This is a genomic window from Methylobacterium sp. Leaf123 (assembly GCF_001423405.1).
In the GTDB taxonomy this organism is placed as follows: Bacteria; Pseudomonadota; Alphaproteobacteria; order Rhizobiales; family Beijerinckiaceae; genus Methylobacterium.
This window is the reverse complement of the sequence record NZ_LMNS01000006.1, coordinates 15,802-28,756: the sequence shown is the minus strand read 5'-3', so window position 1 is coordinate 28,756 and position 12,955 is coordinate 15,802. Positions and strand designations below refer to the sequence as shown.

The following is a 12,955-nucleotide window of genomic DNA, read 5'->3' as shown; positions in this document are numbered from 1 at the left end:
CGCCCAAGCACATCATTCCTTGAGAAATGAAAAGGCCCAGGACTGCGCTCTGGCGGTCCTGGGTCTCGTCCCGTCCGTGGTCTCAAGGATCCTCAATACGCGTTGTCGGTCTTAAAGAGCGCGAGCGGCGTGGTGAGCAGGATCTTGAGGTCGAACAGGATCGACCAATTCTCGATGTAGTGCAGGTCGTGCTCGACCCGGCGTTGGAGCTTCTCGCTGGTGTCGGTCTCGCCGCGCCAGCCATTGATCTGCGCCCAGCCGGTGATGCCGGGTTTGACCTTGTGGCGGGCAAAGTAGCCGTCCACCACCTGATCGTAGAGGGTGTTCGCCGCCTTGGCCTGGACCGCGTGCGGGCGCGGCCCGACCAGCGAGAGGTCGCCGCGGATCACATTGAAGAGCTGCGGCAGCTCGTCGAGCGATGTCTTGCGGATGAAGCGGCCGACCGGCGTCACACGGGCATCCGTCTTGGTGACGAGCTGCGCCGCACCGGCATCGCAGAGATCGACATACATCGAGCGGAACTTGAAGATCTCGATCAGCTCGTTGTTGAAGCCGTAGCGTTTCTGCCGGAACAGCACTGGGCCCGGTGAGGTCAGCTTCACCGCGAGCGCCACGGCGATCATCGCCGGTGAGAGGGCCAGCAGCAGCATCAAGCCGACGAGGCGGTCGAACACGCCCTTCAGGATGACGTCCCAATCGGCCAGCGGCTTATCGAAGACGTCGAGCAGCGGCACGCCGCCGAGATAGGAATAGGCGCGCGGGCGCAGGCGCAGCTTGGTCGCATGGGCCGAGAGGCGGATATCGACCGGGAGCACCGAGAGCTTGGCCAGCATCTGCAGGATGCGCGTCTCGGCCGAGATCGGCAGGGTGAACACCACGAGATCGACGGGCGCGTGGCGGGCATAGGTGACGAGGTCGCTGACATTGCCGAGCTTGGGATAGCCGGCGACGTCCGTGCTGGATCGATCGTCCCCCCGATCATCGAAGATCCCGATAATGCGGATGCCGTTATCGCCGCTCGCTTCTAGGGCATGGATCAGTTCCACGGCCGCCGGTCCGCCGCCGACGATCGCGGTCCGACGGTCGAAGCGCCCCTTGGCCATCTGCATGCGTACGAAGGCCGAGAGCGCGGCGCGTCCGCCGAGCAGGATTCCAAGGCCGGCCATGTAGTAGCTGAGCAGCCAGATCCTGGAGTAATGGTCGGCGACCTTGCCGAGCACCATGGCCGCGGCCACCATCAGAAAGGCGATGGACCAGCCGGTGGCGAGCTTCACCGTCGTCCGCTGCAGGTCGCGGAATGCGCTGATCCGGTAGCTGCCCGAGGCTTGGAAAAGCCCGAGCGCCGCCAAGGTCACCGCCAGAATGGCAGCATGGTAGCGCGGCGCGAGCGGAACGACGCCCCGCAGCAAGGCCTGATGCAGCGCCAAGCCCAGCAGGATCAAGCCGCAGAATTCGGCGAGCCGCACACAACCCGCGAGCACGACCGGCGACAGCCACGTCGCTTTCGGCGGGGGTGGCTCAGGGATCGATGCGGACGGCCCGGCCTCAGGATTGGTGTCGCTGTGGAGGGGGAGCGGCGCCGGTACGGATGTCAGCGAGCCGTTTTCCCTCGCGACCTTGAGCAGATCCCGAACGTCGATGGCGCTCATTGGAATGTTCCACGTGAAAACATCGAGCCTCTCCGGCTGTCCAGTGTGCCGGATCGTCCTTCACGAAAGCCTAATGGGCGGGTGAGGCGGGCTGTGGAAAACGGGGACACCGATCGTATCGACATCCGCTCTCAAGCCGTCACGGCGGCAGAGACCGTCCGCAGGCGCTTCGCATTGAAGGCGGCGGCGTAGCCGCACAAGACGTCGGTCGCCATGCGGTTCATGGAAAAGCGGGTGCGCAGCGAATTGCTGAGCGCACGGGCACGGCCGTCCCGGCGTGACGGTTCCTCATCGAGGATGCGGAGGATGGCAGCGCTCAGCGCCTCGCAATCGCCGGGCGGGACCAGATCGGACGAGAAGGCCCCGAAGATTTCCGGGATGCCGCCGACATTGGTCGCGACCAGGGGCTGACCGGCCGCCGCGGCCTCCAGCACGACGTAGGGCAAGGACTCAGCCAGCGACGGCACTACCATGACTCGGCCGCGTCCGAGCACCGGCCGGATCGCCTGGGGCGGCTCGAACGCGATGGCATGGCGCAGACCGAGATTCTCCGCCATCGCGGCGATGCTCTCGGTATCGGGGCCGGAGCCGACCATGAGAAGCCGGAGGTCGCGGCCCTGGCTCCGCAGCCGCGCCAGCGCCCGCAGCAGCACCGGCAAGCCCTTGGCCTCACGCAGCTCACCGACATAGACGAGATCGAACGGATCGTCCGTCGTCTCCACGGGGGCGAACTCGGCTTCCGCGATGCCGTTATGGACGATGCGTTCGAGACGCGGTGCGCCTCCGGCAAAGGCGGCGTGACGCGAGGCGACGTATTCGCTCTCGAACAGGAATAGGTCGGTCGCCCGCGCCATCACCTGCTCCGCGGCCATGTAGAGCCGGTGGAGGGGCGTTCCCGGACGGTAGTTGTAGCTGCCGCCATGCGGGGTATAGGCGCGGATCACCCGGCGCCCGGCCGTGCCGAGCGGGGCGAGGCGGGCGAACACGCCGCCCTTCGCACCATGGCCGTGCAGCACGTCGGCGCCCACCGCGAGGGCTTGGACCCTTACGGTCCGCAAAACCTGAAGGTCGCTCGCATGCGGGTTCCGGCGCATCGGAACGCGGGTGACGCCGAGGGCAAGGTAAGGGGCCAACTCCGCCAGGGTCCGTTCGGCCCGCTCGCCGCCGGTCGAGGCATCGCAGACGAGGCCGACGGCGTGCCCGGCCTCTGCCTGGAGGCGGGTGAGATCGATGACATGGCGAAACAGGCCGCCGACCGGGGCCCGGAAGACATGGAGGATGCGGTGCCGCTCACCGGAGCCAACGCGGGACGACAGGTCTGTGATCGGATGACCCGTCGAACCCTGGGGCGTCAGGGTGGTGGTCAAAGGAGTGGCGAAGGGAGAGGCCACGGCAGTCGGTCTCCGCGCGGGCGGCCCCGCTGTGGGGCCCGATCCGGCGGAAGATCATCATGGCGCGGTCAGCACCCGGTTAAGGGGCAAGCGCAAATGGCAGGCGGAGGCCGCTCGCGGCCGGCTTTTGCGGATCGCGGTTAGGCCTTGGTGAACGTCGTGATGCGCCAACTTAGAAGAACCGCTCCTTGACGACGATCGTGTCGCCCGGCCGCACCGGGTAGGACATCGGGACGATGCCGTTGATGAGTCCGCCCTTGCCCTCGCGGGTCAGCACCGCGTAGTCGCGCGCCGCCCGGGGGCCGAAGCCCGCGGCGATCGCCACCGCCGTCTCGACGGTCATGCCGTTGACGTAGGGGTACTGCCCGGAGGTCGTCACCTCGCCGAGGATGTAGAAGGGCCGGTAGGCATCGACCTCGACCGTCACATGCGGCTCGCGCACATAGCCTGCGGCGAGCTTCGCTTCGATCAGCCGGGCGGCCTGGGCTGTCGTCTGCCCGCCGACCTGAACCACGCCGATCAGCGGCATCGCGATCCGCCCGCCGCCATCGACCGCGTAGATGTTGGACAGGTTGTCCTGCCCGAACACGATGACCCGAAGCTTGTCGCCCGCCGCCAGGGAGTAGCGCGTGCCGATGGAACCGGTGCCGGTGGCATCGAGATCGACGGTCCGGAAATCCGGACGCAGGCAGCCGCCGAGCGCGAGGACGGACGGAAGGGCCAGGAGAAATGCGCGCCGCTGCATCGCCATCGCCGTTGTGAAGAACCTTGGCGTTACTTAACGGCGCATGGTTAACGAATGCTGATCCGACCGGGCGGCCGTCTGGCATCACATCTTGGGTTCGGCGCCGCGTCTCGAATGCCGACGACGGCCGGTGGCGGCTCTTAACGGGAAGTCAACCTTAACGACCTCAACTGGCCCAAGACGGATCGATCACCCCGATCCGCGTCCTGCCTTCGTAAAGACTGCCCATGCCGCGCCTCAGGCTGTCGACCGATCCGTCTCTTCCGCCCTCCGGTGGGCCCGGTGGGCCCGGCGATGGATTGGCGGTGGCGCAGATTGGCGGCGTTCTGCGCCGCTCCTGGGCCTGGATCGCCGTGCCGACGCTGGTGGCCGCGATCGGGGCGGGCGTCTTCGTGCAAGTGGTGACCCCGCGCTACACCGGCGAAGCCAAGGTTCTGCTGGAAAGCCGCGATCCCGCCTTCGCCCGCACCGCCGCGGAGCGGACGGACCAGATCCAGCCGATCGACGAGCAGGCCGTCGCGAGCCAAGTTCAGGTGGCGATGTCCCGCGACATCGCCCGCGAAGCGATTCGCAGCCTGAAGTTGGTCGGAAACCCCGAATTCGATCCGGAAGCCGAGGGCAGTTCGGCGATTCGGCGCACGCTGATGATGCTCGGCCTCGTCTCGGCGCCGATGGATCGTCCCTCCGAGGATCGCATTCTCGAAAGCTACCTCGACCACCTGCTGGTCTATCCGGTCGGCAAGTCGCGCATCCTCGCCGTCGAGTTCCGCTCGCGCGATCCCGAACTCGCCGCGCGCGGCGCCAACACGGTGGCGGATCTCTACCTCGCCTCGCTGGAAGCGGCCTCTGTCGATACCGCCCGCTACGCCTCGACCTGGCTCGGCAACAACATCGCGAACCTGCGCGCCCGCGTCGCCGAAGCGGAGGCGAAGGTCGAAGCGTTCCGCGCCAAGCACGGCTTGATCGGCACGGGCAGCAGCGCGACGGCTCAGCCGCTCTCGTCCCAGCAGCTCTCCGAATTGTCGAGCCAGCTCTCGCAGGCGCGCACGATCCAGGCGGACCTGACCGCCCGCGCCAAGCTGCTCAAGGACATGATCAAGGAGGGCCGCGCCTTCGAGATTCCCGATGTCGCCAATAACGAGCTGATCCGGCGCACGGTCGAGAGCCGCATGGCGATGCGGGCGCAGCTCGCCCTCGAATCACGCACGCTGCTGCCGGCCCATCCGCGCATCAAGGAGCTGACGGCCCAGGTCCAAGATCTCGAGAATCAGATCAAGGCCGCCGCCGAGCGCGTGGTGCGCACCCTCGAGAACGACGCCAAGATCGCGGGCGCTCGGGTCGAGAGCCTGCAAGCGGCGGTCCAGGGCCAGCAGGACGTGGTCGCCAAGGGCAACACCAGCGAGGTGGAGCTGCGCGCCCTGGAGCGCGAGGCGAAATCCCAGCGCGAACAGCTCGAATCCTATCTTGCCCGCTACCGCGAGGCGGCGGCGCGTGACGCCGAGAATGCCAGCCCGGCCAATGCCCGCGTGGTGTCCCGTGCGATCGTGCCCGATCTGCCCTCCTTCCCGAAGAAGCTGCCGATCGTCGCCTTCGCCACGATGCTCGCTTTCCTGCTCGCGAGCGCGAGCGTCGTCGGCCGCCATCTCCTCGTCACGCCCTCCGGGCCAGACGGAGACCGCACCGGGGATGAGGGGGAGCCCGTGGTTCAGAACACCCGGACCGATCGCCCGCGCGACTTCTACCCCGAGCCGGAGCCGCCCGCGTCGCGCCGTCCTGCCTACGAGCCGGTCTATGGCGGTGCCTATCCGGCCTCTGCGGCAGACCGATTCGCCCCGGCCCTGGCCTTCGCCAACTCGTTGCGGGCGACGGCGACGGTGCATCACCCGGTCTTCGCCAGCACGGCACCGATCGGATCTGAGGCCGCCGCGCCCAGCGATGGGGCGAAAGCGACCAAGGACGGGCTCGGCGTCCCCGCCAAATCCTCCGCCTCCTATGCCGACCTCGAAGGGCTGATCGCCCGGCTGGGGAACGGAACGAGCAAGTCGAACGGCACGGGGCAGTTGCCCGCGTCGTCCAAGGGGGGCTGCGTGCTCGTGGTCGAAACCCCGCGCGCCGACGGCACGCCCGGTCTCGCTTCCAATCTCGCCCGTGTGCTCGGGCCGCGCTACCAGACGCTGCTGGTCGATGTGAACGGCGTGGTCACCGGACCGTCCGAGCCGGGGCTGACCGATCTGGTGGCGGGTGCGGCCGACTTCCTCGACGTGATCCAGCCGGTGCGGGGCTCGCGTCTCCATGCGGTGAAGCGCGGTGCGGCGCCTCTCGATGTTCTGGTGGAGGAGCCGCAAGGCCTCGCCATCTGCCTCAACGCCCTGTCGCAGAGTTACGACTGGGTGCTCTGCCGCCTCGATGCGCGGAACACCGAGGACGGTGCCGATCTCATTCCAGCGGTCGGACCCTGCATGGATTCAATCGTGATCGCCTCGGATGCGGCGTCCGATGATCCGGCCCTGGTCACGCTCTATCGTCTCGCCAAGGAAACCGGCGTGGGCCGGGTGGTGGTGGCCCGCCATGGCGAGGACGTGGAGCCCACGCCGAGCCTGGAAGGGACGCCTCTGCGGCTTTCGGCCTGACGCGCCGGTTCAGCAGCGCTTGCCGCGCTCTTCTTCCGTCGCGGTCATCGCGGCGGCGACGCGCAGGGCCCAGAGATTGGTGCCGACAAGGGCCGCGAGGACAACGCACGCGGCGATCAGAGAAACCGAGAGCAGGATTGGCACGGTCTCTCCCCGAATCAGGGCGGTGGTTCCGCCGGTCCAGATCGGAGGGACCGGCGGAACCGCCGAGCCTCGCTAAGGGGGGGCCGCGTTCGACCCGGCACAGACACCTTGCCTTTCTGGCGAAAGAGCTGCCTTAACAAAATTTAGAGTTGTGCGGGTCCGTTCGGAGAACGTTCAGACCCGAACTCGGACGGGCCCCGATGCGTCAGGGACGGCCTAGCCAAGTCACTGATATCTCCCGCTGATTTCACGAATGAATTCTGTACGAGGGCAATGGATATCACCCTCACGACAGCGTGTGGCAAGGCGACGCACACATCCGGCCGAAGCCTTGCCGACGGTCCAAAAACAAGCTGTTGCCGAAGCAAGCCTAGAACGGCAGCTTCATGCCGGGCGGTAGCGGTAGGCCCTTCGTCAGTTCCGCCATCTTCTCCTGGGCCGTCGCCTCGGCCTTGCCGCGGGCGTCGTTGCAGGCGGCGACGATCAGGTCTTCCAGGATTTCGCGTTCATCGGCGACCATCAGGCTCGGATCGATGGAAATGCCGAGCACCTGACCCTTGGCCGTCATCCGCACGGTCACGGCGCCGCCGCCGGACGCGCCCGATACCTCGACCGCTTCGAGTTCGGTCTGAACCGAGGCCATCTTCTCCTGCATGGCCTGGGCCTGCTTCATGATGCCCATGAGGTCGCGCATGGTGGGTTCGCTCCGGTTCCGGTCGAGAAAGGGTTGGCTCCCCGCACTTAGGCGCGGGAGCCCGAGCTTGCCAGGGTGAGGCGTGCGCCTCAGGCGTCCTCGTCCGCCTCTTCGGGCGGAGGCGCGGCCGGTCCGGCGCCGTCGGTCTCCGGCGCCTTGTCACGCACATTGACGATCTGCGCGCCGGGGAAGCGTGACAGCACTTCCCGCACCAGCGGGTGGGCGGCGGCGTTCTGGTGACGGGTCTCTTCGGCCGCCCGCGAGTTTTCCGCGAGCGTCGGCGCGCCCTGCTCCTTGGAGAGCGCCACCAGCCAACGCCGGCCGGTCCAGGCATCGAGGGCGCGGGCGAGATCGGTCGGGAGGCTCTGCCGGCCGCCGGGGGCGAGGCGGAACTCGATCCGCCCCTCCTCGAAGCGCACCAGATGCACGTCGCGCTCCAGCGCCACCTTCAGCGCGATGTCACGGGCCGCCTCGGCCTGGGCGACCACGTCCTCGAAGCGTCCGAGCCGCGGACCGGCGGGAGCCACCGGAGCCGGGCGCGCGGCGGGTTGCGGCGCCGCGGCGGTGACGGGGGAGGGGACCGCGGCCAGGGTCGGCCGCGGCGCGGGTTGCGGGGCGGGCGGCGCCATTTGCAGCGCGGCCGAGCCGTGCGAGGCCATGGCGGAGCCGCCGTCGCGTCCGAGGCTCGGGCGCGCGCTCGCGGCGCCGTTGCCCTCGGACGATGCGATGTCGGCGCGAAGCTGGCGCAGGGCCTCGTCGGGCGTCGGCAGGTCGGCGGCATAGGCAAGCCGCACGATCGCCATCTCGGCCGCCGCGAGCGGGCGGGGCGCAGCCTGCACTTCGGGCAGCGCTTTGAGCAGGATCTGCCACGCCCGCGACAGTGCCCGCACCGGCAGGCGCCCGGCGAACGCGACGCCGCGCACGCGCTCCGCCTCGCTTAAGGTCGGGTCGGCCTCCGCGCCCGGCACGAGCTTGAGGCGGGTGACGAGATGGGTGAAGCCGGCCAGATCCGAGAGCACCACCGCCGGGTCGGCGCCCGAATCGTATTGGGCGCGAATCTCGGCGAAGGCGGCCGGCACGTCGCCGCGCATCACGGCCTCGAACAGATCGACGATGCGCGAGCGGTCGGCGAGGCCGAGCATGTCGCGCACGCCCGCAGCCGAGACCGCGCCCGCCCCGTGGGCGATGGCCTGATCGAGCAGCGAGAGCGCGTCGCGCACCGAGCCCTCGGCGGCGCGGGTGACGGCGGCGAGCGCCTCGTCCTCGGCCTCCACGCCTTCGGCGGCGCAGATCTTCTTCAGGTGGGCGGAAAGCACGTCGGCCTCGACCCGGCGCAGGTCGAAGCGTTGGCAGCGCGACAGGATCGTCACCGGAACCTTGCGGATCTCGGTGGTCGCGAACACGAATTTGGCGTGGGGCGGCGGCTCCTCCAGCGTCTTCAGGAAGGCGTTGAACGCCTTCTCCGAGAGCATGTGGACCTCGTCGACGATGTAGACCTTGTAGCGGGCCGAGACCGGCGAGTAGCGGATGCCGTCGATGATGCCGCGGACGTCGTCGATGCCGGTATGCGAGGCGGCGTCCATCTCCAGCACATCCATGTGCCGGGATTCCATGATCGCCTGGCAGTGCTGGCCGAGCTCCGGCATCGACACGGTGGGGCCGGTATCCGGCTGGCCGGTGCGCAGATAGTTCAGGCCGCGGGCGAGGATGCGGGCGGTGGTCGTCTTGCCGACGCCGCGCACGCCGGTCAGCATCCAGGCCTGCGGGATGCGGTTGGCCGCAAAGGCATTGGCCAGCGTGCGCACCATGGCGCCCTGGCCGATCAGGTCATCGAAGGTCTGGGGGCGGTACTTTCGCGCCAGGACGCGATAGGGGACCGCGGCCGGCCCAGGCCCGGACATAGCGGCGGGCATGCCGGGCAGGCCCGGCTCGTCGGTGAGCGTGCCGTGCGTCTCGTCCATGCCGCCGTTCGGATTGTCGGAAGAGGCCGGGCCGTCCGGCTCATGCGGACAGCGAGGGTGGGAGGCTGGACGAAGACCCGCTCGGTCTCGTTAGGGCTGCTTCCTTCCGGACCTGACCCGGTTGGCGAGTGAAACGTCCCTCGCCAACCTCCCGCGCCGTATATGACGGCCCGCGCGGCGGGATGCAAGCGGGTTGCCTCCCTCCACACGCGCGGCCATGCTTCGGGTCAGCGACAAGGCCAATTCAGGGAGAGGCCATGCGGACGACGACGATCCCGGCGCGCCTCGCCGTCCTCATGCTGCTGGCCGGCCTGTCCGTGCCCGCCGGCGCGCAGGATCGGGCCGGCGGGCCGGCACAGGAGGGGGCGCCGAAGGATTGGCAGGGCCGTTACCGCTACGAGCACGCGGCCGGCCGCACGGCCGGCGGCACGGGCATCGTCGTGAATTACGACCTCGTGATGCGGCCCCCCGATGTCAGCGACGGATGCGTTCTGACCATACGGGGCTTCCAGTCCGACGAGACGATCCGCTGCCGGACCCGTCGGGAGGGGCAGGATCTCGCGGTGACGTTCGATCGCTACGGCGACGGCAGAACGGTCAACCAGTACGGGGTGGCGGTCTACAAGCCGGGCCAGCCCCTCTTCACGCTCGCCAAGGGTGTGGCGCTGACCACGCGCTGGCAGGGCCTCAAGCCGGACGGGCAGGGCGTGGCCGACAGCGGCGCTTACCTCAAGAAGGTCCGGTAGTCCCGGAGAGGCGACCTCTCCGGGAGCGGCGGGCCTTACTCCGCCTTGCGCTTGACGATCTCCAAGGTCTTCGGGTCGAGCTTCAGGTCGAACTGCTTGCCGTTGGCGTCGATGGCGTCGTCCACCTCGATCATGCCGTCGTCGAGTTCGATCTCCTTCCACTTGGTGAAGCCCTCCTTCTTCAGGATGTCCTCGACCTTGGTCTGCTGATCGGGCGGCAGCTTCTCGTCGGCGAGCGCCGGACCGCTGAGGAGAGCAAGGCCGAGGGCGACGGCGGCAAGGGGGCGGAAGGACATGAGACGCTCCACATTCACAAGAGACGTCGGGCGAACGGTCGATCACCCCGGTTGTTCCTGCTTGATCGCCGGACAGCCCCGCTTGTGATTGCCAGCGCGCGTAGTGCCGCCTAGGTTGCAACCTCCGGGTTCGGAGCTTGCCGCAACACCATGGTCACGCGCGTCGCCACCGTCGCCTTCGAGGGGATCGAGGCGCGTGCCGTCGATGTGCAGGTGCAGATCGCAGCCGGCGCCGTCGCCTTCACCATCGTCGGCCTGCCCGACAAGGCGGTGGCAGAATCGCGCGAGCGGGTGCGCTCGGCGCTGATCGCTTCGGGGCTGGCTCTGCCGGCCAAGCGCATCACGGTCAACCTCGCCCCGGCCGATCTGCCCAAGGAGGGATCGCATTACGATCTGCCGATCGCGCTCGCGGTGATGGGCGCCATCGGCGCCCTGCCCGCGGACGCGCTCGGCGGCTATTGCGTGCTCGGCGAACTGGCGCTCGACGGCTCGATCACCGCCGTGGCCGGCGTGCTGCCCGCGGCGATGGCGGCCAACGGGCGCGGCCTCGGCCTGATCTGCCCGGCCGCGACCGGGCCCGAGGCGGCTTGGGCGGCGGGCGACATGGATGTGCTGGCGCCGCGCTCGCTGATCCAGCTCGCCAACCACTTCAAGGGCAGCCAAGTGATGGCCCGGCCCCAGCCCGCGGTGGCGGCCCCCGCCGGGCCGATGTCGGATCTGCGCGACATCAAGGGCCAGGAGGGCGCCAAGCGCGCCCTGGAGATCGCGGCCGCCGGCGGCCACAACCTGTTGATGAACGGCCCGCCCGGAGCCGGCAAATCGATGCTCGCCGCGCGCCTTCCCTCGATCCTGCCGCCGCTCGGTCCGCGCGAGTTGCTCGAAGTCTCGATGATCCAGTCGGTCGCGAGTGAGTTGAAGGGCGGCGCCCTCTCGAACCGGCGGCCATTCCGCCAGCCGCATCATTCCGCCTCCATGGCGGCTTTGGTCGGTGGCGGGCTCAACGCGCGGCCCGGCGAGGCCTCGCTCGCCCATGGCGGTGTGCTGTTCCTCGACGAGCTGCCCGAATTCACGCCCCAGGTGCTCGATTCCCTACGCCAGCCGATGGAGACGGGCGAAATCATGATTGCCCGCGCGAACCATCGGACGACCTACCCGGCGCGGTTCCAGCTCGTGGCGGCGATGAACCCGTGCCGCTGCGGCATGGCGCTGGAGCCGGGCTATGCCTGCCGCCGGGGGCCGAACGAACGCTGCATCGCCCAGTACGGCGCCCGCATCTCCGGGCCGCTGCTCGACCGGATTGATCTGCGCATCGAGGTCGCGGCGGTGACCGCCGCCGATTTGATCCTGCCGCCGCCCGTGGAGGGCTCGGCCGAGGCCGCCGCACGGGTCGCCGCCGCCCGCCTGCTCCAGAGCGCGCGCTACGCCGCCCTCGGCCTGCCGGCGGCGACGACCAACGCCACCTGCCCGGCCACCGTGATCGAAGCCGCCGCCGCGCCCGATGCCGAGGGCGCGGCGCTGATCCGCCACGCGGCCGAGACCATGCGGCTCTCCGCCCGCGGCTTCCACCGCACCCTGCGGGTCGCCCGCACGTTGGCCGACCTCGACGGCGAGGCGCAGGTGCGCCGGCTCCATCTGGCCGAGGCGCTGTCCTACCGGGCGCGGGGCGAGCGGCCGGCGGCCGCAGCCTAGGGGGCGCGATCCGGTGGGATGGGCGCGAACCCGTTCGAGGGTCTCTCACGAAACGCCCGCCGCGCTGGCGTCCCCTAAGCGAGAGCCGTCTCCGATCGGACGGCATCGGGCCTGCGCTTCTCGGTCTTTGGTTTGAAACCCATTCCTTCGGCGAACCGGTGACCTCTTCGTCGGAATGCGCTCTAAGGCCGCCCGCTGAGGCGGACGAGGGCAAGGCTTTGCCGTCTCAGGACATCGCAATCGTCTTGGCCTGGGAGAGGCTCGGTTATGATCACCGTGTTTCACGCACCGCGGACCCGCTCGCTGCGGGTGTTGTGGATGCTTGAGGAGATGGGGCTGCCTTACGAGGTCCGCCTCGTCGATTTCCCGAGACATCGGGACGATGCCGAGTTCATGCGGCTCAACCCGGCCGGTTCCATCCCCGTCTTGCGGGATGGTGATGTCGTGATCAGCGAATCCACCGCCATCATCGAGTATCTGGTCGCGCGCTACGGGCCCACAGACTTGGCCCCGCAACCGTCGGACGCCTCTTATCCTTCATACCTTCAGTACCTCCATTTCGGAGAGGCCAGCCTCGCCGGCCCAATGACGGTCGTTGCGTATTGCTGGTTCATCGGCCCTGAGGATCAGCGGGAAAATCCGGGCGTCGAGGCGGCTCGGGCCATATTCCGTGGTCGGCTACCAGCCATCCAGAGCCGCCTTGAGGAGCATGACTATATCGCGGGGCCCGCATTCACGGCCGCGGACCTGTCCGTCGTCTACGCTCTCGGACTTGGCCAGGCGCTTCGCGCCGTCGAGACATACTCACCTGTCATCCAGGAATACCTCGCGCGCTGCCGAGCCCGCCCCGGATTTCAGCGTGCCGCGCTGAAGTGACCGGGGATTTTGCGGGATCCCATCCGTGATCTCCCGGAGGGGGCTGCAGCCCGCATCCGCACGGCTCGGCCCCGCCCATTGCCACGCCCCTGCACCGCGGACATAGTCGTGCACAATAGGTCAGGGGCGGCCGG

At 68.8% G+C, this 12,955-nt stretch carries 11 protein-coding genes and 1 other RNA gene; 4 read left to right on the top strand and 8 right to left on the bottom strand.

The features are described 5' to 3' along the window. Window positions 1-92: 92 nt before the first annotated feature. The 3 genes from ASF53_RS07095 to ASF53_RS07085 all read right to left on the bottom strand — a co-directional run bounded on the left by ASF53_RS07095 (window position 93) and on the right by ASF53_RS07085 (window position 3,791). A complete protein-coding gene (locus ASF53_RS07095) occupies window positions 93-1,649 on the bottom strand; it encodes an undecaprenyl-phosphate glucose phosphotransferase (protein ID WP_056196127.1) in 1,557 nt (518 codons plus the stop codon). 131 nt (window positions 1,650-1,780) lie between these two features. After that, window positions 1,781-3,040 carry a glycosyltransferase family 4 protein gene (locus ASF53_RS07090; protein WP_056196123.1) on the bottom strand — a complete coding sequence of 420 codons (1,260 nt, stop codon included), beginning with the start codon at window positions 3,038-3,040 and terminating at the stop codon, window positions 1,781-1,783. A 172-nt stretch (window positions 3,041-3,212) separates the two neighbouring features. After that, window positions 3,213-3,791 carry a polysaccharide biosynthesis/export family protein gene (locus ASF53_RS07085; protein ID WP_056196120.1) on the bottom strand — a complete coding sequence of 193 codons (579 nt, stop codon included), beginning with the start codon at window positions 3,789-3,791 and terminating at the stop codon, window positions 3,213-3,215. Between the two features lie 221 nt (window positions 3,792-4,012). Between ASF53_RS07085 and ASF53_RS07080 the strand changes: the two genes are divergently transcribed. Then, window positions 4,013-6,415 carry a GumC family protein gene (locus ASF53_RS07080; RefSeq protein WP_056196116.1) on the top strand — a complete coding sequence of 801 codons (2,403 nt, stop codon included), beginning with the start codon at window positions 4,013-4,015 and terminating at the stop codon, window positions 6,413-6,415. Between the two features lie 9 nt (window positions 6,416-6,424). On the opposite strand, the gene ASF53_RS26545 is transcribed toward ASF53_RS07080, so the two are convergent. The 4 genes from ASF53_RS26545 to ffs all read right to left on the bottom strand — a co-directional run bounded on the left by ASF53_RS26545 (window position 6,425) and on the right by ffs (window position 9,367). After that, window positions 6,425-6,559, bottom strand: a complete 135-nt coding sequence (locus ASF53_RS26545) for a hypothetical protein (protein WP_286134185.1) — start codon at window positions 6,557-6,559, stop codon at window positions 6,425-6,427. A 370-nt stretch (window positions 6,560-6,929) separates the two neighbouring features. Then, the gene (locus ASF53_RS07075; protein WP_056196111.1) at window positions 6,930-7,253 is read right to left on the bottom strand and encodes a YbaB/EbfC family nucleoid-associated protein; all 324 of its coding nucleotides are present in this window, start codon (window positions 7,251-7,253) and stop codon (window positions 6,930-6,932) included. An 89-nt stretch (window positions 7,254-7,342) separates the two neighbouring features. Beyond that, window positions 7,343-9,214, bottom strand: coding sequence for a DNA polymerase III subunit gamma/tau (locus ASF53_RS07070; protein WP_056196107.1), 1,872 nt, complete (start codon window positions 9,212-9,214; stop codon window positions 7,343-7,345). Between the two features lie 56 nt (window positions 9,215-9,270). Continuing rightward, window positions 9,271-9,367: signal recognition particle sRNA small type (gene ffs / locus ASF53_RS24770), an RNA gene on the bottom strand. A 104-nt stretch (window positions 9,368-9,471) separates the two neighbouring features. Between ffs and ASF53_RS07065 the strand changes: the two genes are divergently transcribed. Then, complete coding sequence (locus tag ASF53_RS07065) at window positions 9,472-9,960, top strand: DUF5991 domain-containing protein (RefSeq protein ID WP_056196103.1); 489 nt, start codon at window positions 9,472-9,474, stop codon at window positions 9,958-9,960. Window positions 9,961-9,995: 35 nt separating this feature from the next. Here the strand turns inward: ASF53_RS07065 and ASF53_RS07060 are convergent, their stop codons facing one another. Next, entirely contained in the window at window positions 9,996-10,256 is a 261-nt protein-coding gene (locus tag ASF53_RS07060) for a PepSY domain-containing protein (RefSeq protein ID WP_056196312.1), read from the bottom strand. A 150-nt stretch (window positions 10,257-10,406) separates the two neighbouring features. On the opposite strand from ASF53_RS07060, the gene ASF53_RS07055 reads away from it, so the two are divergent. Beyond that, window positions 10,407-11,945 (top strand): YifB family Mg chelatase-like AAA ATPase, encoded by a 1,539-nt coding sequence (locus tag ASF53_RS07055; RefSeq protein ID WP_056196100.1) that lies wholly within the window; start codon window positions 10,407-10,409, stop codon window positions 11,943-11,945. A 267-nt stretch (window positions 11,946-12,212) separates the two neighbouring features. Continuing rightward, window positions 12,213-12,821, top strand: a complete 609-nt coding sequence (locus ASF53_RS07050) for a glutathione S-transferase family protein (protein WP_056196096.1) — start codon at window positions 12,213-12,215, stop codon at window positions 12,819-12,821. Window positions 12,822-12,955 lie beyond the last annotated feature (134 nt).